Raw genomic sequence first — 23,672 nt, 5'->3', positions numbered from 1 at the left:
GCCGTCTGGCCCTGTTGATATCAATATATCTGTGCCGTTGCAGGAAAGATGACTTAGTTAGCAGTGCCAGTTTAATGTGGACTGTAGTTATGCCAGTGAATGCTTATGACGTGGCTCGGCTTAAGGCAGAGAGGCCCGGTATGTAAACCAGGCGCCGCCGCCGTTACCGCAGGCTAATGCCTAATATGGCCGCCTCTTTGACCTCACCGTTAAGCAAGGCGGAAGTGCTGCCGTCCCAGAAAATCCGGCCATCGACCACCAGGGCGCTGCGCGGCGTGATGCGCGCCGCATCCTCAATACTGTGCGACACCATCAGCAGCGTCATCTTTCTTTCCCGACAAACTTCATCCGTCAACGCCAGCATCTCTTTACGCAGCGCCGGATCCAGCGCCGAGAACGGTTCGTCCAGCAGCAGGATCGGCTGCTGGCGCACCAGGCAACGGGCCAGCGCGGCGCGCTGACGCTGCCCGCCGGAAAGCTCGCCCGGCAGACGGGTCAGATAGTCTTCCAGACCGACCCTCTCCGCAATCGTCTGCAAGCTTCGCTGCTGTTCCGCCGTCAGCCGCAGCCCCGGATGCAGCCCCAACCCGATATTTTGCGCCACGGTAAGATGGGGAAACAGGTTATTTTCCTGAAACAGCATGGAAACCGGCCGCCTGGCCGGCGGCGTAGCGCGATGATCTTCGCCGTTCAGCCGCAGTTCGCCACTGTCGGCGGTAAGAAAACCCGCTACCAGGCTCAGCAGGGTGCTTTTACCTGCGCCGCTGGGGCCAAGTATCGCCAGGCGCTCCCCGGCCTGCATCGACAGGGAAAAGCGCATCGGCAGATGCTGGTAGATCCAGGTAAGGTTAGTCAACGTCAGCATGGCGTCCCGGCAGTTTTTCAATCAGGGTAAACAAAAGAAAGCAGAGCAGCAGCAGCAGCAGCGCGGTCACCGCGCCATCCTCGCTGCGATAGGCGCCCATCTGCTGGTAAAGCCAGAACGGCAGGGTGCGGAAATCTTCGTTGCCGAACAGCGCCACCACGCCGAAATCGCCGACCGACAGCACGCTGGCAAACGCCAGCGCCTGCGCCAGCGGCCGTTTTAACGCGCGCAGCTCGATCAGCCGCAGACGGTTCAGCCCGCGAATATCCAGCGCCAGACAAAGGCGGCTGTAGCGCTCGGCGATATCGCGCAAAGGATTTTCCAGCACTTTCATCGCGTAGGGCACGGCCATCAGCGCATTGGTAAAGATAACAATGCCGTCCGCAGACTGCGGCAGACCGAGGGTATCGTTCAGCAACAGGAAAAAACCGGTCGCCAGCACGATCCCCGGCATCGCCAGGATCAGCATTCCGCTCAGCTCCATCAGCTGGCCCGCGAAAGGCTGCTGGCGCAGGCGCAGCTCGCGGCTGCTCCACAGCAGCATCGTGGTCAGCAGCACGCAGAGCACGCCGGCGCCCAGGGCGATGCGTAGCGAGGTAAAGGTCGCCTGCCAGAGCGCGGGCTGTTGCAGGACGCTAAACAGGTTGCTGTTCAGGCCGCTGGCAATCACGGCCAACAGCGGCGGCGCGATCAGCAGCAGCAGCAGCAACAGCAGTACGCCGTCCAGCAGCTTCGCGCCCGGCGCTTCCTGCTTATCCCGCCAGCCTTGCAGATGAGTGGTGCCTGACGGCAGCGCTTTACTCAGCCGCTGGCTCAGCAACACCAGGCTCAGGCAGCAGATCATTTGCAGCAGCGCCAGTAAGGCGGCGCGGCCGGGATCGTAATCAAAATTCAGCGCCTGAAAAATCGCCAGCTCGATAGTGGTGGCCTTAGGGCCGCCGCCCAGCGCCAGCACGGTGGCGAAGCTGGCGAAGCAGAGCATAAAGATCAGCGAGCCGACCGGCAGCAGCTGGCGCCGCAGCCAGGGCCACTCAACCAGGCGAAACTGATGCCAGCCCGTGACGCCCAGCTGCGCGGCCAGCTGGCGCTGTTCGGTGGGGATTTGCTCCAGCGTTTGCAGTAGCAGCCTGGCGGCCAGCGGCAGGTTAAAAAAGACGTGCGCCAACAAAATGCCCTGCAAACCATAAGGCGTAAAGTGATAGTCCACGCCCAGCCAGGCGCACAGCGACGCCAGCCATCCCGTACGCCCGTAAACGCTGAGGATACCGAATACCGCCACCAGCACCGGCAGCACCAGCGTCATCGCGCAAAGGCGCAGCACGAGTTGCCTGCCCGGAAAGCGGCGGCGATACAACGCCCGCGCCAGCGGCACGGCGGGCGTCAGCGCCAGCAAAGCGGAGAGAAACGCCTGCCAGAAGGAAAAGCGGAGGACGTGCCACAGATAGCTGTCTTCCCAAAGCGCGCGGGCGCTGACCGGCGCGTTGCGCCCCAGCGCGATAAAGGCGAGCAGCGCCACGGCGACCAGCAGCGTGGCGGCCAGGCAGCCAGGAACGAGGCTGCCTGAAGGCTGATAGCTGGCTAGCGGCTGACGGCGCGTTGCCATTCGCTGATCCATTGGCTGCGATGGCTGGCAACGTTCTGCGACGAATATTGCAGCGTGGTTTTCGGCAGGGTCAGCGTGTCAAAGCCTGCCGGCAGCTTGCCCGCCACGGCGGGATACATCCAGTTGCCCTGCGGAATGGTCTGCTGGAAAGGCTGAGCCAGTATAAACTGCATAAACTTCTGCGCCAGCTGCGGCTGTTTACTGGTTTTAAGCTGCCCGGCGACTTCCACCTGGAGGTAATGACCTTCACTAAAGTCGGCAGCGGCATACTGCGTTTTTTTCTCGGCAATCAAATGATAAGCGGGTGAGGTGGTGTAGCTCAGCACCATGTCGGCTTCGCCCTTCAGAAACAGGCCGTAAGCCTCGCTCCAGCCTTTGGTCACGGTCACGGTTTTCTGCGCCAGCTTCTGCCAGGCGGCGGGCGCGTTATCGCCATAGACTTTCTGCATCCACAGCAGCAGGCCCAGTCCCGGCGTGCTGGTGCGCGGATCTTCGTAGATAATTTTCAGCGGCTGACTGCCCTCGACCAGCTCTTTCAGGCTTTTGGGCGGGTTTTGCAGTTTAGTTTTGTCATAGACAAAGGCGAACCAGCCGTAGTCGTAGGGAACGAAAGTGCTGTTTGACCAGCCGCCCGGCACGGTGACGCTGCGCGTATCGACGCCGCTGGCGGCAAACAGGCCGGTTTTTTCCGCCGCGTCCAGCAGGTTGTTATCCAGCCCCAGCACCACGTCGGCGCGGCTGTTTTTCCCTTCCATACGCAGGCGGTTCAGCAGCGCGACGCCGTCGGGCAGGGCGACATAGCGCAGCTCGCAGCCGCAGTCGGCCTCAAAAGCCTTTTTAATGGCCGGACCGGGTCCCCATTCGGAAGAGAAAGAGTCATAGGTATAGACCGTCAGCGCGGGTTTGGCGGCAACGGCGGAAAGCGAGCAGAGCAGCAGCAGAGGCAGGATTTTTTTTAGCACCTGGAGTTCCTTGAGGGTCAGGCGACGCGCGATCTGAGCAGGTGAAGCACTCTCAAATCCCTACGCCGGTATTAGCCGGGTCAGGTTCGACGGGTTTATCTCAGCGTCGGCCAATGCCGCGCACCCCGTTGAGAACGGCTTATTCTAATGATTTCTACAGGGTAGCGAAAGCATCATGATTCGGGCGGTGCAAACCATGCGGACTTGAAGTCAAACCAGCCCAGCGTATTCATGCGCACCCCGCGCATACTGCGTTCGCCTTCCAGCAGCAGCCAGTGATGGAAAAGCGGATGAAAGTAGCAGTCGGCGATCAGCTGCCTGCTCCAGTCGGCCAGCGGCAGCTGCTGTTCGCGCCAGCGCTGCGCATCCTGCTGCCAGTCAATCGGCACGCAGTGTTGCAGCAGCGGGATCTCATACAGCAGGGCAAACAGCGAAAACTCCAGCGGCAGGGTAAAGTTAGCGCTGCCCAGCCAGATGTCGCTTTCCGCTTCGCCCTGATGCCAGCTGGCGTAATCGACCTGCTTCGTGACCAGCGTCACCCCTTGCGCAGCCAGCAGCGGATGGAGCAAATTAGCAATAGCCTGATGCTCAAGATGATCGCCATACCAGGTCAGCGTAAGCGAGGTCAGGCCCGTCGGCTTTTCCGGCGCGTCCAGATCGCGTCGATGATGCCAGCGCGGCAGCAGCCCGTAGGCCGGAAACCAGTAGCGCTGATAGCCCGCTCCGGCGCGGTTCAGCAGCGCTATCGGGTTGGCGATGGCGCTGACCCAGCGACGGATCTGCTCGTCCCGTCCCAGCGGCGAACGCTGGTCGAACAGCAGAAAATAGCAGCCTTCTTCAAGGCGGCTCTCTTCCGATTTTTCATCCAGGCTGCCGCCTTCCAGCCTGACGCCGGAATAGACCAGCTCCTCGCTGATTTCCGGTAATACCCAGATGTTGACCTCATCAAGCAGCGCGCGGTAGCCGAAATAGGCGTCGAAGGCTTCGATCTTAAGCTGGCTCTGCTGATTACGCACCACGGCATAGGGCCCGGTGCCGACGGGCTGACGGCTGAAATCGGGCAGAAAAGGCCACTCTTTCGGCACGATCAGCGCGCCGACGCCCGCCAGCAGCCACGGCAGCCAGCGGTCGGGCTGGTGCAGATGAATATCCAGCGTCCAGGGCGTGGAAGAGTGAATACGGACGATATTGGCGAAAAGCGGCTGCGTCCGCGCGCGTTCCAGCGTGGCGATCACATCCGCCATCTCCAGCTCGCGTCCGTGATGGAAATGCACCGCAGGGCGTAAATAGAAGCGCCAGTGCAGCGAAGAAACCGACTGCCAGTGGTGGGCGATATCCGGCTCGATTTCCCCGTTTTCCTCATTTATGCGCGTCAGGCCGCTGAAGATCTGCCGGGCCAGATGCGTTTCCGAACGACGCAACGCGGTGGCGGGATTCAGGTTCAGCAGCGAGCGATAATAGAGCACCCGCAGGATATGTTTTCCCTGGCGAAAGCTGCGGCCGAGATGAGAGAGCAGCATCTGCCGCACGGTATTTTTATCGCCGACCAGCTGCACCAGCTGATCGATGCGATCCTGCTCCAGCAGGTCTTCCGCGCGCTGCTGCTGAAGCGCCAGGCCCGTATAGTGAAACGTCAGCTTCGAGCGCTTGCCGCGCCCGGCTTCTGCCTGCCAGGTTAGCCAGCCCGCCTGCTGCATGGCGCCAAGCAGGTTACGCATATGGCGACGCGAACAGCTAAGCTGGAGCGCCAGCTGGTCGAGCGTGGTTTCCTGCGGCTGGCCCTCGCAGCTCTGCCAGAGCCGGATAAACTGCTGCTGTAAACGCGTTGATTGCATAAAAGGGGAACTCTTGCTGAAAAGTCGCCTGTTTTTCTTGCCCTATATTAAGGCAATACTGGTTAGCGATGAAAGTGCGGGAGGCATTCTTTTGAATGGCGCGCTTTCAAGACTTTATATCTGAGTAGGGTGTGCTTTCACCAGCCAGCAGGCGTCTTGCCCGCTGGCTTTTTTCATTTCCCGTTTTCTTCTATGCTTGCTGTTTGCGCCCGCGTGCGGGCCTCTTTATTTGCAAGGGATGTGGTATGAAATCGTTGCTTACGCGTCAACGTCGTATTAACCCGGTTTACCTCGCTTTTATGGCTGTCTCTTTTATGGTGGGTATCGCGGGGGCGCTACAGGCGCCAACGCTGAGCCTGTTTCTGACGCGCGAAGTGGGCGAGCGGCCATTCTGGGTGGGGCTGTTTTATACCGTGAACGCAATTGCCGGTATTGCGGTCAGCCTGCTGCTGGCGAAACGATCGGACAACCGTGGCGATCGACGTATGCTGATCCTCTTTTGCTGTCTGATGGCGACAGGCAACGCGCTGCTGTTCGCTTTTAACCGCGATTATCTGACGCTAATCACTTTTGGCGTGCTGCTGTCGGCGCTGGCCAGCGTCGCCATGCCGCAAATTTTTGCGCTGGCGCGCGAGTATGCGGACAGCTCTGCGCGTGAAGTCGTGATGTTCAGTTCGGTAATGCGCGCCCAGCTTTCGCTGGCGTGGGTGATTGGCCCGCCGCTCTCTTTCGCGCTGGCGTTGAACTACGGCTTTACCACCATGTTTTCCGTTGCCGCCGCGCTGTTTGTGCTCTGCATCGCGCTGATCTGGTTTGCGCTGCCTTCTGTACCACGGGTGGAACAGTCGCCGGAGGTGGTTATCACGCAAATCAGCGCGTGGAAAAACAGAGACGTGCGGCTGCTGTTTATCGCCTCGCTGCTGATGTGGACCTGCAACACCATGTATATCATTGATATGCCGCTTTATATCAGCAGCGTGCTGGGCCTGCCGGACAGGCTGGCGGGCCTGCTGATGGGCGTGGCGGCGGGCCTGGAGATCCCGGCGATGCTGCTGGCCGGGCACTATGTTAAGCGCTTCGGCAAGCGCAATATGATGCTGTTTGCCGTGGCGGCGGGCGTGCTGTTTTATCTGGGGCTGGTGCTGTTTCACTCGCGTGCGGCGCTGCTGGCGCTACAGATTTTCAACGCTATTTTTATCGGCATCATCGCCGGGATTGGCATGCTCTATTTTCAGGATCTGATGCCCGGCAGACCGGGTGCGGCCACCACGCTTTTTACCAACAGCATTTCGACCGGCGTGATCCTGGCGGGCGTGTTGCAGGGCGCGCTGGCAGAAACGTTCGGCCACTATTCGGTTTACTGGGGCGCGCTGATCCTCGCCGTCGCGGCTTTGGCGATGTCGGCTAAGGTGAAGGATGTTTGAGTGGAGGGAAGCGGCCCGCTCGGGCCGCTTTTAACCCGACTGAAGCTAGCGCAAGAACGCTGGCTGCCGCCGTTCGTACTCGCTGATGCTGGCTTCGTGCTGCAGCGTCAGGCCAATACTATCCAGCCCGTTCAGCAGGCAGTGACGACGGAAAGGATCGATGCTGAAAGCGTAACGCTTGTCGCCTGCCACCACTTCCTGCCTGTCCAAATCCACGGTAAAGCTGACGCCCGGCTCGGCGGCGACCCGTTGAAACAGCGCATCCATTTCGGCTTCGCTTAACGTCACCAGCAGCAGCTGATTATTAAACGCGTTATTGGCAAAAATATCGGCGAAATCACTGCCGATAATCGCCTGGATACCGTAGTCGGTCAGCGCCCAGGGCGCGTGTTCGCGCGAAGATCCACAGCCGAAGTTCTCCCTCGTCAGCATAATGCTGGCGCCGCGAAAGGCCGGTTTATTCAGGATAAAGTCAGGGTCAGGGATCTGACCTTCCGCATCCTTGTAGCGCCAGTCGTAAAACAGGTTGCGGCCAAAACCGGTGCGCGTCACCATCTGTAAAAACTGCTTCGGGATAATGGCGTCGGTGTCGACGTTGGCGGCGTCCATCGGTACCACCACGCCCGTATGCTGCGTAAATTTTTTCGCCATAGTTACTCCTTATCCAGCTCGCGGATATCGGCAAAGCGACCGGCTACCGCCGCAGCGGCTGCCATCGCCGGGCTGAGCAAATGCGTACGTCCGCCACGGCCCTGACGGCCTTCGAAATTACGGTTGCTGGTTGAGGCGCAGCGCTCGCCCGGACTCAGGCGATCGTTATTCATCGCCAGACACATCGAGCAGCCGGGCAGGCGCCATTCGAAACCGGCAGCCAGAAAGATTTGATCCAGACCTTCCGCTTCGGCCTGTGCTTTGACCGGCCCGGAGCCGGGCACGACGTAAGCCTGCACGCCAGCGGCGATTTTATGTCCTTTGACCACGGAGGCCGCCGCGCGCAGATCCTCAATACGGGAATTGGTGCAGGAGCCGATAAATACCTTATCGATCCGCACGTCAGTCAGCCTGATGCCCGGTTTGAGATCCATATAGGCCAGCGCTTTTTCCGCCGAGGCGCGTTCAATGGGATCGCTGAAGCTGGCGGGATCGGGGATGACGTCGTTGACGGCGATCACCTGGCCGGGATTGGTGCCCCAGGTGACCTGCGGCGCGATCTCACTGGCATTAAGCGTCACGACTTTATCAAAGCGGGCACCGCTATCGGATTTCAGCGTGCGCCAGTAGGCGACTGCCTGTTCCCAGGCCCGATCTTTGGGCGCAAACTGGCGGCCCTTCACATAATTAAACGTGGTCTCATCCGGCGCGACCAGGCCCGCTTTCGCGCCCAGCTCAATCGCCATATTGCACAGCGTCATGCGGCCTTCCATGCTGAGCTGCTCCACGGCCGGGCCGCAGAACTCCACCACGTGCCCGTTGCCGCCGCCGCTGCCGGTTTTACCGATGATCGCCAGCGCGATATCCTTGGCGGTAATGCCCGGCGCCGTCTGCCCCACGACTTCGATCTTCATGGTTTTAGCGCGCGACTGCTTCAGCGTCTGCGTTGCCAGCACGTGTTCGACTTCTGACGTGCCGATGCCAAACGCCAGCGCGCCGAAAGCGCCGTGGGTAGAAGTATGCGAATCGCCGCAGACGATGGTCATACCGGGCAGCGACATGCCCTGTTCAGGCCCGATAACGTGCACAATGCCCTGAAAAGGATGCTTCAGATCGTACAGCCGCACGCCGAATTCTTCGCAGTTTTTGATCAGCATCGACATCTGAATGCGCGCCATCTCGCCGCTGGCGTTGATATCCCGCGTTTGCGTAGAGACGTTGTGATCCATCGTGGCGAAAGTTTTACCCGGCTGACGCACCGGGCGGCCGTGCGCGCGCAGACCGTCAAAAGCCTGCGCCGAGGTCACTTCATGCACCAGGTGCCTGTCGATATAAAGCAGCGGCGTCTCGTCAGGCGCTTCATACACGACATGGGCGTCAAACAGCTTCTCGTATAATGTTTTCATAATCAGGCTTCGCGGATAAATCGGGCGATAACGGAACCCATCTCCTCGGTGCCGACGGCATCGCCGTCGCCAGCCAGGTCGCCGGTACGGTAATTTTCTGCCAGCGCGCGGCTGATGGCCTGCTCAATGGCATCGGCCGCGTCGGCGGCTTGCAGGCTGTAGCGCAGCAGCAGCGCCAGCGACAGGATCTGAGCGACAGGATTGGCAATATTTTTTCCGGCGATATCCGGCGCGGAGCCGCCTGCCGGTTCAAACAGGCCAAAACCCTGTTCGTTAAGGCTGGCGGAAGGCAGCATCCCCATCGAGCCGGTAATCATCGCGCACTCGTCGGAGAGAATATCGCCAAACAGGTTAGAGCAAAGCATAACGTCGAACTGTGAAGGTTCTTTGATCAGCTGCATCGTGGCGTTATCAATATACATATGATGCAGCTCGACATCCGGGTAATCCTGCGCCACTTCCGTTACGATCTGCCGCCATAAAATGGACGATTGCAGCACGTTTGCTTTATCAATCGACGTCACTTTTTTACGGCGCTTGCGGGCAGATTCAAAGGCGATGCGGGCGATGCGTTCGATCTCGAAGCGGTGATAAACCTCGGTATCAAAGGCGCGCTCGTGCTGGCCGCTGCCTTCACGGCCTTTCGGCTGGCCGAAATAGATGCCGCCGGTCAGCTCGCGCACCACCAGAATATCGAAGCCTTTGGCGGCGATATCTGCGCGTAGCGGGCAGAACGCTTCCAGCCCCTGATGCAGGCTGGCCGGCCGCAGGTTGCTGAACAGTCTGAAGTGCTTACGCAACGGCAGCAGCGCGCCGCGCTCCGGCTGCTCCGCTGGCGGCAGGTGTTCCCATTTCGGGCCGCCGACGGAGCCAAACAGGATCGCATCCGCCTGTTCGCAGCCCGCCACGGTGGCTGGCGGCAGCGGCTCGCCGTGACGGTCGATGGCAATGCCGCCGACGTCATACTCGCTGGTGGTGATGCGCAGATCGAAACGCTGACGTACCGCATCCAGCACCTTCGCGGCCTGCGCCATGACTTCCGGCCCGATGCCGTCGCCCGGCAATACGGCAATATGATAAGTCCTTGTCATTATACGGCTTCCTTTTCGTTGGCTTTGCGCTGCAATTCCTGCTCGACCTGACGCGCGCGCCAGATATTGTTCAGGGCGTTGATCATGGCTTTGGCGGAGGATTCCACGATATCCGTCGCCAGGCCCACGCCGTGGAATTTACGGCCGTTATAGTTCACCACGATATCAACCTGGCCCAGCGCGTCTTTGCCATGGCCTTTGGCGGTCAGCTGATATTTCACCAGCTCGATATCAAAGTCGGTAATACGGTTGATCGCCTGGTAAACGGCATCCACCGGCCCGTTGCCCGTCGCGGCTTCGGCGATAGATTCTTCTCCGCAGTTCAGCTTGACCGAAGCGGTTGCCATCACGCTGGAGCCGGACTGCACGCTGAAGTAGTCCAGGCGGAAATGTTCCGGCTCTTCGTTCTGCTTGTTAATAAAGGCCAGCGCTTCCAGATCGTAATCGAACACCTGGCCCTTTTTATCGGCCAGCTTCAGGAAGGCGTCGTACAGGCTGTCCAGATTGTAATCCTGCTCTTTGTAACCCATCTCCTCCATGCGGTGTTTCACGGCCGCACGACCGGAGCGAGAGGTCAGGTTCAGCTGGATTTGGTGCAGGCCGATCGATTCCGGCGTCATAATTTCGTAGTTTTCGCGGTTTTTCAGCACGCCGTCCTGGTGAATACCGGAGGAGTGGGCGAAAGCGCCGCTGCCCACCACGGCTTTATTGGCCGGGATTGGCATATTGCAGATCTGGCTGACCAGCTGGCTGGTGCGGTAGATTTCCTGATGGTGAATATGGGTATGCACGTTCATCAGCTGGCTGCGGGTTTTTATCGCCATGATGGCTTCTTCCAGCGCACAGTTGCCCGCACGCTCGCCCAAACCGTTAATGGTGCCCTCAATCTGGCGCGCGCCAGCCTGCACGGCGGCGATAGAATTGCCGACCGCCATGCCCAAATCGTCATGGGTATGCACTGACAGGATCGCTTTGTCGATATTGGGTACGCGGTTGCGCAGCTGGGTGAAAATGTTGCTGTACTCGCTCGGCAGGGTGTAGCCCACGGTGTCAGGGATATTGATGGTAGTGGCGCCGGCGTTGATGGCGGCTTCCACGACGCGGCACAGATCGTCGATTGGCGTCCGACCGCCGTCTTCGCAGGAAAATTCGACGTCGTCGGTGTAGTTACGCGCATGTTTTACCATGCGCACGGCGCGCTCGATCACTTCCGGCAGCGTGCTGCGCAGCTTGGTGGCGATATGCATGGGCGACGTCGCCAGAAAGGTGTGGATGCGGTAGGCTTCGGCCACGCGCAGCGCTTCGTAAGCCGCATCGATATCTTTTTCCACACAGCGGGCCAGCGCGCAAACACGGCTGTTTTTTACCTGGCGAGCGATAGTCTGCACGGATTCGAAGTCGCCTGGCGAAGAAACCGGAAAACCGACCTCCATCACGTCAACGCCCATACGCTCCAGCGCCAGCGCTATCTGCAATTTCTCTTTCACGCTCAGGCTGGCCTGCAATGCCTGTTCGCCATCACGCAGCGTGGTATCGAAAATAATAACTTGTTGGCTCATCAGATAATTCCTTTCATGTTTGCATCGCTAATGCTACGAGCATAAAAAAACCCGCGCAGTAGCGCGGGTTTTTTAGTTTGCAAGCCTGAATCAGTGATTCATTCCGCCCACAAGTCTACCGCGCATAAATATGCGTTTAGTAGTAGACCAGGTAGGAGGAGGGTACGGATCATTGAGTCAGGCCTCATAAATTTGCTGTTCCTTTATTGATACTTGAAAGCGGGGGGCGATGTCAAGGCGAGTCACAAGGTTATAATTAGCGACGTAAAATCAGCGCAGAGAAATTATTCTGGCTCAGCAAAGGCAGACAGAACAAAAAGGCGTACGGCAGGCCGCCCAGCAGAAAACCATCGAAAAACAAAAGGGAGTGCTGGCGGATTTTAGAAAAAATAGCCTTTTTTATCAGTTTGTTACATAGGTTTTTTTTATAAATAACTTTCACCGGCAATGCCCGGTTAGTTAGCGCATTCTTTTTCAGATAGATCGGGAAGCAGCAGAAAAAACTAAATCCGCCGCGATGTTTGAACAGGTAAACTTTATTCAAAGAAGTTCACTCATTAATAACGAAACGATCACACTGGAAAATAAAGCGCAGTCAGCATAAACCGCTTTTTTCCTGGCGAATAGTTAGTGTAAACGTCGACGCGTTGGCGAAACAGGTAGTGCCTTAATGAGGGCTTTCATTCATCAGTCACGTGCAGGACGTTTGCCTGTCGGGTTTTCTGCGGTTATGGTAAATCTTCACTCAAAGCAAAAATAAAACGGGCATCGCCCTGTACCTGGCCGCTGAAAATATTTTTAGCGGTTGAATAAACACAGGTTTTGAACTTATCGGCAGGCAGGCGTTATTTTCTGCATAAGCGCGTTAAGCACGTCGGTAAATCAGCACCTTAAAGCCTGGAGGCAAAAATGGAGATGTTGTCAGGAGCCGAGATGGTGGTCCGATCGTTAATCGATCAGGGCGTAAAACATGTGTTCGGCTACCCCGGCGGGGCAGTACTGGATATCTATGACGCATTGCAAACCGTGGGCGGCATTGACCACGTGCTGGTGCGCCATGAGCAGGGCGCTGTACATATGGCCGATGGCTACGCACGCGCTACCGGCGAAACCGGCGTGGTGCTGGTCACGTCCGGGCCGGGCGCCACCAACGCTATTACCGGCATTGCCACCGCCTATATGGATTCTATTCCTATGGTCGTGCTCTCCGGGCAGGTTCCTTCCTCCCTTATTGGCTATGACGCCTTCCAGGAGTGCGACATGGTCGGTATTTCGCGGCCGATCGTCAAACACAGCTTTATGGTGAGGCAGGTTGAAGATATCCCCACCGTCGTGAAAAAAGCCTTCTGGCTGGCGGCCAGCGGGCGTCCCGGCCCGGTGGTGATCGACCTGCCAAAAGATATGATGAATCCGGCGAACAAGCTGCCGTATCAGTGGCCGGAATCGGTCAGTATGCGCTCTTACAATCCCACGACGCAGGGGCATCGGGGCCAAATCAAGCGCGCGCTGCAAAGCCTGCTGGCGGCGAAAAAACCCGTTCTCTATGCGGGCGGCGGCGTAATCAATGCCGACTGCGCCAACGAGCTGCGCGAGTTCGCCGAACAACTCAATTTGCCGGTGACCTGCTCGCTGATGGGCCTGGGCGCTTTCCCCGGCACCCATCGCCAGTGTTTAGGCATGTTGGGGATGCACGGCACCTATGAAGCGAATATGACGATGCACAATGCCGACGTTATTTTCGCCGTTGGCGTGCGTTTCGATGACCGCACCACCAATAATTTAATGAAGTATTGTCCGAACGCGACGGTGCTGCATATTGATATTGATCCCGCGACTATCTCCAAAACCGTGCCGGCAGATGTGCCGATCGTCGGCGATGCCCGCGATGTGCTGAAGCAGATGCTGGAGATGTTAAAACAGCACAGCGAGCAGGATTGCGACAGCCTGCGCGACTGGTGGCAGAGCATCGAACAGTGGCGAGCGCGTCAGTGCCTGGCGTTCGATCGCAGCAGCGAGAAAATCAAACCGCAGGCGGTGATCGAAACGATCTGGCGTCTGACCAACGGCGACGCCTACGTGACCTCCGACGTGGGGCAGCATCAGATGTTCGCCGCGCTTTATTACCCCTTTGACAAGCCGCGCCGCTGGATCAACTCGGGCGGTCTGGGCACGATGGGCTTCGGCCTGCCTGCCGCGCTGGGCGTCAAGCTGGCGCTGCCGGAGGAAACCGTGGTTTGCGTCACGGGCGACGGCAGTATTCAGATGAATATTCAGGAGCTGTCGACCGCGCTGCAATATAATCTGCCGGTGCTGGTGCTGAGCCTTAACAATCGCTATCTGGGCATGGTGAAGCAGTGGCAGGATATGATCTATTCGGGACGGCATTCGCAATCCTATATGGAGTCGCTGCCCGATTTTATCAGGCTGGCGGAGGCTTACGGCCATGTCGGCATCGGCATTAATCATCCGCATGAGCTGGAAGAAAAACTGAGCCAGGCGCTGGTAGAGCTGCGTAAAGGCCGCCTGGTGTTTGTGGACGTTAACGTTGACGGCAGCGAGCACGTTTACCCGATGCAGATCCGCGGCGGCGGAATGGACGAAATGTGGCTGAGCAAAACGGAGAGGACATAATTATGCGTCGTGTTTTATCGGTACTGCTGGAAAACGAATCCGGCGCATTATCGCGGGTAGTGGGGCTTTTTTCTCAGCGCGGTTACAACATCGAAAGCCTGACCGTCGCGCCTACTGACGATCCGACGCTGTCGCGGATGACTATTCAGACCGTGGGCGACGAGAAGGTGCTGGAGCAGATTGAAAAGCAGCTGCACAAGCTGGTGGACGTGCTGCGCGTCACGGAGCTGGGCCAGGGCGCGTTTGTCGAGCGCGAGATCATGCTGGTGAAAATTCAGGCGACCGGCTACGGGCGTGAAGAGGTTAAGCGCAGCGCGGAAATCTTCCGTGGGCAGATCGTCGACGTGACGCCTTCGCTTTATACGGTTCAGCTGGCGGGCACCAGCGACAAGCTGGACGCTTTTTTAAGCACCGTTCGTGAAGTGGCGGAAATCGTTGAGGTTGCACGTTCAGGCGTTGTCGGCGTTGCGCGCGGCGAGCGAATTATGCGCTGATTGCCCCGCGTGATAATTGCGAAAAGCTTCTAACCCGGCGTAATGCCGGGTTTTTTTATTTTTGCCAGAAAGCTCCCGACTGGGGCTAAAAGAGGTTGCTGGCGCAGCCGTTAGATGTAAGATTATCTTATCCTTAGCCGCGACATGGCTATTTTTTCTGCGCCGTCATGGTGCCTGAAGCGTGGAGTTATTGTGAAACTGGATGAAATTGCGCGTCTTGCTGGTGTATCGCGCACGACGGCCAGCTACGTTATAAACGGAAAAGCCCGGCAGTATCGTGTCAGCGACAAGACCGTAGAAAAAGTCATGGCGGTGGTTCGCGAGCATAATTATCACCCTAATGCGGTCGCCGCAGGTTTAAGGGCAGGGCGTACCCGCTCGATAGGCCTGGTTATTCCCGATTTAGAGAATACCAGCTATACGCGGATCGCGAATTATCTGGAGCGCCAGGCCCGTCAGCGCGGCTATCAGCTGCTGATCGCCTGCTCCGAAGATCAGCCGGATAACGAAATGCGCTGCGTGGAACACCTGTTACAGCGCAAGGTAGACGCGATTATCGTTTCGACCTCCCTGCCGCCGGAACACCCTTTTTACCAGCGCTGGATTAACGATCCGCTGCCGATCGTAGCGCTGGATCGCGCACTGGATCGCGAACACTTCACCAGCGTCGTCGGCGCCGATCAGGATGATGCCGAGATGCTGGCGGCCGAACTGCGCAAGCAGCCGGCTGAATCCATTCTTTACCTCGGCGCGCTGCCGGAGCTGTCCGTCAGCTTCCTGCGTGAAATGGGCTTTCGCCAGGCGTGGCAGGGCGACGAGCGCCATATCGACTATATCTATGCCAACAGCTTTGAGCGCACGGCGGCGGCGGCGCTGTTTGAAACCTGGCTGGAAACGCACGCCATGCCCGATGCGCTGTTTACCACTTCTTTTGGTCTGCTGCAGGGCGTGATGGACGTGGCGCTGAAGCGGGAAGGGCGGATGCCGACCGATTTATCAATAGCCACCTTCGGCGATCATGAGCTGCTGGATTTTCTGGATTGTCCGGTACTGGCGGTAGGTCAGCGTCATCGCGACGTGGCCGAGCGGGTGCTGGAACTGGTGCTGGCCAGCCTGGACGAGCCGCGTAAGCCAAAACCCGGCCTGACGCGTATCCGTCGCAATCTTTACCGGCGTGGACGCCTGAGCCGTAAAGGAAGTTAATCAGTTGCTAAAAGGGTGTCTTTTATTGGCACCTTTTATTTTTCTGGTTTCGCAACTTTTCGCGCGGTGCCGGATGCCCAAATAAGACCGGTGCGTTTTTGGTTTGTCGTTAGCGTAAATAAAAGTAAAGATAAAGTTTCAAATGATTTTAACTTTCCGAAAATGCACGCTTATTAAAACGTTAGCGACACGCCTTCGCTGCCGCATCAGGCAGAACGGCACTATCAGGCCATTTTCTTAGGAAATTCCTTAAAATACCGGTCAACGGCTAAAGTTGGCGGCCGGAATTTTACGGGTAACGGCTGGTATATTTTTGAACAACTCAGACTTTCTCATCAATTTCCCGTCACTATTCATTAGTTTAATTTTCGATAGCGCGCTAAAGGCGCTTCTTTTTTAACTCTTTGCTGTTTTTTCTGGAAAAGAAATAATTCTTCAGGGCCTGCGCTGTCGCTTGACAATGATTTCCTCCGCTCCGTACACTCCTCCGGGTGGGAATTTGTGGTGTAAAGTGGGACTTAAGGGTAACCAAAGGGGAAGACTGGCATGTTCCGTGGAGCAACGTTAGTCAATCTCGACGGCAAAGGGCGACTGGCTGTGCCCATGCGCTACCGCGAAACGCTGATCGGGGAATCTCAGGGGCAAATGGTGTGTACTATTGACCTCCATCAGCCATGCCTGCTGCTTTACACCCTGCCTGAATGGGAAATTATTGAACGTAAGCTGGCTCGCTTATCGAGCATGAACCCGGTAGAGCGCCGTATTCAGCGCTTGTTGCTTGGTCATGCCAGCGAATGCCAGATGGATAATGCAGGCCGTTTGCTGATTGCGGGTACGCTCCGTCAGCACGCGAATCTGACCAAAGAAGTGATGCTGGTTGGACAGTTTAACAAGTTTGAGCTGTGGGATGAACAGACCTGGTATCAACAAGTCAGGGAGGATATTGACGCGGAGCAGTCGTCTCAGGAACCGCTATCTGAGCGCTTGCAGGACTTGTCATTATAGCTATGCAGGAAAATTTTAAACATACCACGGTGCTGCTGGACGAGGCGGTCAACGGCCTCAATATCAAACCAGACGGCATCTATATTGATGGCACCTTTGGACGAGGCGGGCATTCCCGACTGATCCTCTCCGCGCTGGGCGAACAGGGGCGTCTGTACGCCATCGACCGCGACCCGCAGGCTATTGCCGCCGCCGCCGCTATTACCGATCCGCGCTTTACCATTATACATGGGCCTTTCTCCGCGCTGGCGGAGTATGTTGACGCGCGCGGGCTGACCGGCCGCATCGACGGCATTTTACTGGATTTGGGCGTCTCTTCGCCGCAGCTGGATGATGCCGAACGCGGCTTCTCTTTTATGCGCGACGGCCCGCTGGATATGCGCATGGATCCGACCAAAGGCTTATCTGCTGCGCAGTGGCTGCTTCAGGCAGAGGAGAGCGATATCGCCTTTGTGCTGAAAACCTTTGGCGAAGAGCGCTTCGCAAAACGCATCGCGCGCGCCATCGTTGAGCGCAACCGCGAGCAGCCAATGACCCGCACCAAAGAGCTGGCGGACGTGATTTATGCCGCTACGCCGGTAAAAGATAAATTCAAGCATCCGGCGACGCGTAGCTTCCAGGCTATCCGTATTTGGGTCAACAGCGAGCTGGAAGAGATTGAAAAAGCGCTGAAAGGCGCGCTTTCCGCGCTGGCGCCGCAGGGCCGCCTGTCGGTGATCAGCTTCCACTCGCTGGAAGACCGTATCGTCAAACGCTTTATGCGCGAACAGAGCCGTGGCCCGCAGGTTCCGGCCGGTATTCCGATGACGGAAGCGCAGCTGAGCAAACTCGGCGGCCGTCAGCTTAAAGCGCTGGGCAAAATGATGCCGGGCGAAGCGGAAGTGGCGGAAAACCCGCGCGCGCGCAGTTCCGTATTACGCATCGCTGAGAGAACAGACGCATGATCGGCAACGAGCGACACAGTTTACCCGGCGTGATTGCAGGCGATCTTTTACGCCACGGCAAAATCCCGCTGATCCTGGCTGTTGCCGTGCTGGTGTCTGCGGTGCTGGTGGTGACCACGGCGCATAAAACCCGCCTGCTCACCGCGCAGCGCGAGCAGCTGGTGCTGGAACGCGACGCGCTGGATATCGAATGGCGCAACCTGATTCTGGAAGAGAATGCGCTGGGCGATCACAGCCGCGTGGAAAGAACGGCGATGGAAAAACTGCAAATGCAGCATGTCGATCCTTCGCAGGAAAATATTGTGGTACAGCCATAAGGGCATAAATGAAAGCCGCAGTTAAGACGCTTAAGACAAAACGTCAGGAAGATCAGGCCAGCTTTGTCAGCTGGCGTTTTGCGTTGTTGTGCGGCTGTATTTTACTCGCGCTGGGCGGACTGCTGGCGCGCATGGCTTATCTGCAGGTGATCAACCCGGATAAGCTGGTGCGGGAAGGCGATATGCGCTCGCTGCGCGTCCAGGCCGTTCCGACCTCTCGTGGCATGATCACCGATCGCGCCGGGCGTCCGCTGGCCGTCAGCGTGCCGGTCAACGCTATCTGGGCCGATCCGAAAGAGCTGCACGCCAAAGGCGGCATCACGCTGGACAGCCGCTGGCAGGCGCTTTCCGATGCGCTTTCCATTCCGCTGGATCAGCTGGCGGCGCGCGTTAACGCCAACCCCAAAGGGCGCTTCGTCTATCTGGCGCGCCAGGTCAATCCGGCCATCGGCGACTACATTAAAAAACTCAAGCTTCCCGGCATCTTTTTACGGGAAGAGTCGCGTCGCTACTATCCGGCAGGGCAGGTCACGTCACATCTGATCGGCTTTACCAACATTGATGGTCAGGGCATTGAAGGCGTCGAAAAGAGCTTTGATAAATGGCTGACGGGCGAGCCGGGCGAGCGCACCGTGCGCAAAGACCGCCATGGCCGCGTGATTGAGGATGTCTCTTCCGTAGACAGCCGGGCGGCGCACAACCTGGCGCTGAGCATTGACGAACGCCTGCAGGCGCTGGTCTATCGCGAACTGAACAACGCCGTCGCCTTTAACAAGGCGGAGTCGGGCACCGCCGTGCTGGTGGATGTTAACACCGGCGAAGTGCTGGCGATGGCCAACAGCCCGGCCTATAACCCGAACAACCTTACCGGCGTTACCAAAGACGTAATGCGCAACCGCGCCATCACCGATATTTTCGAGCCGGGTTCAACCGTCAAACCGATGGTGGTCATGACCGCGCTACAGCGCGGCGTGGTGCGGGAAAACAGCGTGCTGAACACCGTGCCTTACCGCATTAACGGCCATGAGATCAAAGACGTGGCCCGCTATAACGAGCTGACGCTGACCGGCGTTCTGCAAAAATCGAGTAACGTCGGCGTTTCCAGGCTGGCGTTAGCGATGCCGTCCTCGGCGCTGGTAGAAACCTACTCGCACTTTGGACTGGGTAAAGCGACCAATCTGGGACTGGTCGGAGAAAGTAGTGGCTTATATCCCCAAAAACAACGGTGGTCTGACATAGAGAGGGCCACCTTCTCTTTCGGCTACGGGCTGATGGTAACGCCGTTACAGTTAGCGCGAGTCTACGCCACAATCGGCAGCTATGGTCTCTATCGCCCGCTGTCGATTACCAAAGTCGATCCGCCCGTGGGCGGACAGCGCGTATTTTCTGAAGAAGTGGTTCGCACCGTCATGCATATGATGGAGAGCGTGGCGCTGCCCGGCGGCGGCGGCGTAAAAGCGGCCATCAAAGGCTACCGCATCGCCATTAAAACCGGTACGGCGAAAAAAGTCGGGCCGGACGGGCGCTACGTTAACAAATATATTGCCTACACCGCCGGCGTTGCACCGGCAAGCCGTCCCCGTTTTGCGCTGGTGGTGGTGATCAACGATCCCCAGGCCGGTAAATATTACGGCGGCGCGGTTTCGGCTCCGGTGTTTGGCGCCATTATGGGCGGTGTATTGCGCACCATGAATATCGAACCTGATGCGCTACCGGTCGTTGAGAAAAACGAGCTGGTAGACAATAAGTGAGGGATCAAGTGACAGATCGTAATCTGCACGACTTACTGGCGCCGTGGGTGCCTGGCGCGCCCGCGCTGCCGCTGCGTGAAATGATCCTGGACAGCCGTTTAGCGGCTGCCGGCGATCTCTTTGTCGCCGTAAAAGGCCATACGGCAGACGGCCGTCGTTTTATTCCCCAGGCTATCGCGCAGGGCGTGGCGGCGATTATCGCCGAAGCGGAAGGCGAAGCGGAAGATGGCGACATCACTACCGTGCACGGCGTGCCGGTGATTTATCTGGCGCAGCTGAGCCAGCGGCTTTCCGCGCTGGCCGGGCGCTTTTACCAGCAGCCGGGCGAAAAACTGCGCCTGATTGGCGTGACCGGCACCAATGGCAAAACCACCACCACTCAGCTGCTGGCGCAATGGGCGCAGCTGTTGGGCGAAACCGGCGCGGTGATGGGCACCGTCGGCAACGGCCTTTACGGGCATCTGGCGCCGGTTGAAAACACGACCGGCTCGGCGGTTGAGGTACAGCAGACGCTGGCTTCGCTGGTGGAGCAGGGCGCGACGCTGGCCGCGATGGAGGTTTCCTCCCACGGTCTGGTGCAGCATCGCGTAGCGGCGCTGCCTTTTGCCGCTGCGGCCTTTACCAACCTCAGCCGCGATCACCTGGACTACCACGGTGATATGACGCGCTATGAGTCCGCCAAATGGCTGCTTTTCTCCGAGCACATGGTCGGCCAGGCCATTATCAATGCCGATGACGAGACGGGACGCCGCTGGCTGGCGAACCTGCCGGACGCCGTTGCCGTTACGCTGGAAGATAACCTGGAGCCGGGCTGTCATGGCCGCTGGCTGAAGGCGACGGACGTGCGCTATCACGACAACGGCGCCGCCATCCGTTTTGACTCCAGCTGGGGCGGCGGCGAGCTGGAAAGCCGTCTGATGGGCGCGTTTAACGTCAGCAATCTGCTGGTGGCGCTGGCTACGCTGTTGGCGCTGGGTTATCCGCTCAACGAGCTGGTGGCGACCGGCAACCGACTACAGCCTGTCACCGGCCGTATGGAAGTCTTCAGCTCGCCCGAGAAGCCAACGGTAGTGGTGGATTATGCCCACACGCCGGACGCGCTGGAAAAAGCGCTGGAGGCCGCTCGCCTGCACTGTAAAGGCAAGCTGTGGTGCGTCTTCGGCTGCGGCGGCGATCGCGACAAAGGCAAGCGTCCGCTGATGGGCGCCATTGCCGAGCAGTTCTCCGACGTGGTGGTGATCACCGACGATAACCCGCGCAGCGAAGATCCTGCCGCTATCGTGGCCGACATTCTGACCGGCCTGCTCGATCCGGGCCGCGCCCGCGTGGTAGCCGGACGAGCACAGGCGGTCACTAACGCCATCATGCAGGCTAAAGAAGAAGATATCGTGCTGGTTGCCGGTAAAGGTCATGAAGATTATCAAATCGTCGGCAACCGTCGGCTGGACTATTCCGACCGCGAAACCGTGGCGCGTTTGCTGGGGGTGATGGCATGATCGCACTCTCTCTGCAAAAGCTGGCTGAGATCACCGGCGGTGAACTAATCGGCAGCGACCTTACCTTTAGCGAAGTGACCACCGATACGCGCAAGATAAGCGCCGGCTGTCTGTTTATCGCGCTGAAGGGCGAGCGTTTTGACGCGCACGAGCTGGTCGGCGACGCAATAGCGGCCGGTTCGGCGGCTCTGTTAGTCAGTAAGCACTTACCTGTTGCGGTTCCTCAGGTGGTGGTCAGCGATACGCGCATAGCGCTGGGCCGGCTGGCCGGCTGGGTTCGCCAGCAGTCGACGGCGCGCGTCGTGGCGCTGACCGGCTCTTCCGGCAAAACCTCGGTCAAAGAGATGACCGCCGCCATTCTGCGCCAGTGCGGCGAAACGCTGTATACCGCAGGCAATCTGAATAACGATATCGGCGTCCCGCTGACGCTGCTGCGTCTGAGCGCGCAGCACCAGTACGCGGTGATTGAGCTGGGCGCTAACCATCAGGGCGAAATCGCCTGGACCACCAGCCTGGCGCGACCGGAAACGGCGCTGGTCAACAACCTGGCGGCCGCGCACCTGGAAGGGTTCGGCTCGCTGGCAGGCGTGGCCAAAGCCAAAGGCGAAATTTTTCAGGGGCTGCCGGACAACGGCACCGCCATTCTGAACGCCGACAGCAACGACGAGGCTAACTGGCAGCCGATGCTGAAGGGCAAAACGGTCTGGCACTTCTCTTCCCAACCGCAGGCCGAAAGCGAGTTCGCCGCCAGCGATGTGCAAATCACCAGCTCTGGCACCCATTTTGTGATGAAAACGCCTGTAGGCAGCGTAGCCGTTCAGCTGCCGCTGCCGGGGCGTCACAATATCGCGAATGCGCTGGCCGCCGCCGCGCTGGCTATCTCCGTCGGCGCTTCCCTGGAAGCGGTACAGCTTGGCTTAGGCCAGCTTGAAGCCGTGCCGGGCCGCCTTTTCCCGGTTCTGCTGGCGGAAAATCAGCTGCTGCTGGACGACAGCTATAACGCCAACGTCGGCTCGATGACCGCAGCGGCTCAGGTGCTGGCGGATATGCCGGGCTATCGCGTGATGGTCACCGGCGATATGGCGGAGCTGGGCGAGGAGGCCGAAGCGTGCCATCGCGAAGTGGGCGAAGCGGCGCGGCGCGCCGGTATTGATAAGGTGCTTAGCGTGGGCACATTAAGCCGCGCTATCGGCGAGGCCAGCGGCGTGGGCGAACATTTTACCGATAAGGCTGCCGTCACGGCGCGTCTGCGGACGCTGCTGGCGGAACAGCCGACGATCACCATTTTAGTTAAAGGTTCACGTAGTGCCGCCATGGAGCAGGTAGTACAGAGCTTACAGGAGAAAAGAGCATGCTAGTCTGGCTGGCCGAACATCTGGTCGCTTTTTATTCAGGCTTTAACGTCTTTTCCTATCTGACGTTTCGCGCCATCGTCAGCCTGCTGACCGCGCTGTTTATCTCGCTGTGGATGGGGCCGCGCATGATCGCCCGCCTGCAGGAAATGTCCTTCGGTCAGGTCGTGCGTAACGACGGCCCGGAATCGCACTTCAGCAAGCGCGGCACGCCGACCATGGGCGGCATTATGATCCTGTTCTCCATTACCGTCTCGGTGCTGATGTGGGCCTATCCGTCCAACCCTTACGTCTGGTGCGTGCTGGTGGTGCTGGTGGGTTTTGGCATCATTGGGTTTGTGGACGATTACCGCAAGGTGGTGCGTAAAGACACGAAAGGGCTGATCGCGCGCTGGAAATATTTCTGGATGTCGGTGATTTCGCTGGGCGTCGCCTTTACGCTCTATGCGACAGGAAAAGGCACGCCGGCGACGCAGCTGGTGGTGCCGTTCTTCAAGGACATCATGCCGCAGCTTGGCCTGTTTTACGTGGTGCTCGCCTACTTCGTTATCGTCGGCACCGGTAATGCGGTGAACCTGACCGACGGGCTGGACGGTCTGGCGATCATGCCTACCGTTTTTGTGGCCGCCGGTTTTGCGTTGGTTGCCTGGGCCACCGGTAATATGAACTTCGCTAACTACCTGCATATTCCCTATCTGCGGCACGCTGGCGAACTGGTGATTGTCTGTACGGCAATCGTCGGTGCCGGGCTGGGCTTTTTATGGTTTAACACCTATCCGGCGCAGGTCTTTATGGGCGACGTCGGATCGCTGGCGCTGGGCGGCGCGCTGGGCACCATCGCCGTGCTGCTGCGTCAGGAGTTTTTGCTGGTGATTATGGGCGGCGTCTTTGTGGTGGAAACCCTGTCGGTGATCCTACAGGTGGGGTCGTTCAAGCTGCGCGGCCAGCGAATTTTCCGCATGGCGCCTATTCATCATCATTACGAACTTAAAGGCTGGCCGGAACCGCGCGTTATCGTACGTTTCTGGATCATTTCACTGATGCTGGTGCTGATTGGCCTGGCGACGCTGAAGGTGCGGTAAT

At 58.5% G+C, this 23,672-nt stretch carries 19 protein-coding genes, 1 pseudogene and 1 riboswitch; of the genes and pseudogenes, 11 read left to right on the top strand and 9 right to left on the bottom strand.

Annotation, left to right across the window (positions count from 1 at the left end; translation table 11 throughout):
- Nucleotides 1–163: 163 nt before the first annotated feature.
- The 4 genes from thiQ to sgrR form a co-directional block, all read right to left on the bottom strand.
- Entirely contained in the window at nt 164–865 is a 702-nt protein-coding gene (thiQ, locus tag AB6T85_RS10805) for a thiamine ABC transporter ATP-binding protein ThiQ (protein ID WP_301251466.1), read from the bottom strand.
- A complete protein-coding gene (thiP, locus tag AB6T85_RS10800) occupies nt 849–2,468 on the bottom strand; it encodes a thiamine/thiamine pyrophosphate ABC transporter permease ThiP (RefSeq protein ID WP_301251464.1) in 1,620 nt (539 codons plus the stop codon). The genes thiQ and thiP overlap by 17 nt, the downstream gene beginning before the upstream one ends.
- Nucleotides 2,444–3,430 carry a thiamine ABC transporter substrate binding subunit gene (thiB, locus tag AB6T85_RS10795; RefSeq protein ID WP_301251463.1) on the bottom strand — a complete coding sequence of 329 codons (987 nt, stop codon included), beginning with the start codon at nt 3,428–3,430 and terminating at the stop codon, nt 2,444–2,446. Before thiB ends, thiP begins: the two co-directional genes overlap by 25 nt.
- A 39-nt stretch (nt 3,431–3,469) precedes the next feature.
- Nucleotides 3,470–3,568: riboswitch (TPP riboswitch) on the bottom strand.
- Between the two features lie 35 nt (nt 3,569–3,603).
- Entirely contained in the window at nt 3,604–5,265 is a 1,662-nt protein-coding gene (gene sgrR / locus AB6T85_RS10790) for an HTH-type transcriptional regulator SgrR (protein WP_369895541.1), read from the bottom strand.
- A 245-nt stretch (nt 5,266–5,510) separates the two neighbouring features.
- Here sgrR and AB6T85_RS10785 point away from each other — a divergent pair, with 245 nt between their 5' ends.
- The gene (locus AB6T85_RS10785; protein ID WP_253455294.1) at nt 5,511–6,689 is read left to right on the top strand and encodes a sugar efflux transporter; all 1,179 of its coding nucleotides are present in this window, start codon (nt 5,511–5,513) and stop codon (nt 6,687–6,689) included.
- 45 nt (nt 6,690–6,734) lie between these two features.
- Here AB6T85_RS10785 and leuD read toward each other — a convergent pair whose 3' ends face one another.
- The 5 genes from leuD to AB6T85_RS10760 form a co-directional block, all read right to left on the bottom strand.
- A complete protein-coding gene (leuD, locus tag AB6T85_RS10780) occupies nt 6,735–7,340 on the bottom strand; it encodes a 3-isopropylmalate dehydratase small subunit (RefSeq protein WP_253455293.1) in 606 nt (201 codons plus the stop codon).
- Nucleotides 7,341–7,342: 2 nt separating this feature from the next.
- Complete coding sequence (gene leuC / locus AB6T85_RS10775) at nt 7,343–8,746, bottom strand: 3-isopropylmalate dehydratase large subunit (RefSeq protein WP_301251461.1); 1,404 nt, start codon at nt 8,744–8,746, stop codon at nt 7,343–7,345.
- A gap of 2 nt (nt 8,747–8,748) precedes the next feature.
- On the bottom strand, nt 8,749–9,837 hold the full coding sequence (gene leuB, locus AB6T85_RS10770) for a 3-isopropylmalate dehydrogenase (RefSeq protein WP_253455291.1): 1,089 nt from the start codon (nt 9,835–9,837) through the stop codon (nt 8,749–8,751).
- On the bottom strand, nt 9,837–11,396 hold the full coding sequence (gene leuA / locus AB6T85_RS10765) for a 2-isopropylmalate synthase (protein ID WP_253455290.1): 1,560 nt from the start codon (nt 11,394–11,396) through the stop codon (nt 9,837–9,839). The genes leuB and leuA overlap by 1 nt, the downstream gene beginning before the upstream one ends.
- 256 nt (nt 11,397–11,652) lie before the next feature.
- Nucleotides 11,653–11,940: a hypothetical protein gene (locus AB6T85_RS10760; protein WP_369895538.1), complete on the bottom strand. Its 288-nt coding sequence runs from the start codon at nt 11,938–11,940 to the stop codon at nt 11,653–11,655.
- Between the two features lie 365 nt (nt 11,941–12,305).
- On the opposite strand from AB6T85_RS10760, the gene ilvI reads away from it, so the two are divergent.
- The 10 genes and pseudogenes from ilvI (at nt 12,306) to mraY (ending at nt 23,671) form a co-directional block, all read left to right on the top strand.
- Nucleotides 12,306–14,027, top strand: coding sequence for an acetolactate synthase 3 large subunit (gene ilvI / locus AB6T85_RS10755; RefSeq protein WP_253455288.1), 1,722 nt, complete (start codon nt 12,306–12,308; stop codon nt 14,025–14,027).
- Between the two features lie 2 nt (nt 14,028–14,029).
- Nucleotides 14,030–14,521, top strand: coding sequence for an acetolactate synthase small subunit (gene ilvN, locus AB6T85_RS10750; RefSeq protein WP_125288984.1), 492 nt, complete (start codon nt 14,030–14,032; stop codon nt 14,519–14,521).
- A 192-nt stretch (nt 14,522–14,713) separates the two neighbouring features.
- On the top strand, nt 14,714–15,724 hold the full coding sequence (gene cra / locus AB6T85_RS10745; protein WP_253455287.1) for a catabolite repressor/activator: 1,011 nt from the start codon (nt 14,714–14,716) through the stop codon (nt 15,722–15,724).
- Between the two features lie 546 nt (nt 15,725–16,270).
- Nucleotides 16,271–16,729: a division/cell wall cluster transcriptional repressor MraZ gene (mraZ, locus tag AB6T85_RS10740; protein WP_125288986.1), complete on the top strand. Its 459-nt coding sequence runs from the start codon at nt 16,271–16,273 to the stop codon at nt 16,727–16,729.
- A gap of 2 nt (nt 16,730–16,731) precedes the next feature.
- The gene (gene rsmH, locus AB6T85_RS10735; protein WP_253455286.1) at nt 16,732–17,673 is read left to right on the top strand and encodes a 16S rRNA (cytosine(1402)-N(4))-methyltransferase RsmH; all 942 of its coding nucleotides are present in this window, start codon (nt 16,732–16,734) and stop codon (nt 17,671–17,673) included.
- On the top strand, nt 17,670–17,990 hold the full coding sequence (ftsL, locus tag AB6T85_RS10730; protein ID WP_253455285.1) for a cell division protein FtsL: 321 nt from the start codon (nt 17,670–17,672) through the stop codon (nt 17,988–17,990). The genes rsmH and ftsL overlap by 4 nt, the downstream gene beginning before the upstream one ends.
- A gap of 8 nt (nt 17,991–17,998) precedes the next feature.
- Nucleotides 17,999–19,763 (top strand): annotated as a pseudogene (locus AB6T85_RS10725) (peptidoglycan glycosyltransferase FtsI).
- Entirely contained in the window at nt 19,750–21,237 is a 1,488-nt protein-coding gene (gene murE / locus AB6T85_RS10720) for a UDP-N-acetylmuramoyl-L-alanyl-D-glutamate--2,6-diaminopimelate ligase (protein WP_369895536.1), read from the top strand. Before AB6T85_RS10725 ends, murE begins: the two are co-directional and overlap by 14 nt.
- Nucleotides 21,234–22,595, top strand: a complete 1,362-nt coding sequence (gene murF / locus AB6T85_RS10715) for a UDP-N-acetylmuramoyl-tripeptide--D-alanyl-D-alanine ligase (protein ID WP_369895535.1) — start codon at nt 21,234–21,236, stop codon at nt 22,593–22,595. The genes murE and murF overlap by 4 nt, the downstream gene beginning before the upstream one ends.
- A complete protein-coding gene (mraY, locus tag AB6T85_RS10710) occupies nt 22,589–23,671 on the top strand; it encodes a phospho-N-acetylmuramoyl-pentapeptide-transferase (RefSeq protein ID WP_253455282.1) in 1,083 nt (360 codons plus the stop codon). The genes murF and mraY overlap by 7 nt, the downstream gene beginning before the upstream one ends.
- The last annotated feature ends 1 nt before the right edge of the window (nt 23,672 follow it).

Origin of the sequence: Erwinia aeris, assembly GCF_041224955.1 — a bacterium.
Lineage (GTDB): Bacteria > Pseudomonadota > Gammaproteobacteria > Enterobacterales > Enterobacteriaceae > Erwinia > Erwinia aeris.
This window is presented reverse-complemented; position numbering and strand designations above follow the sequence as displayed.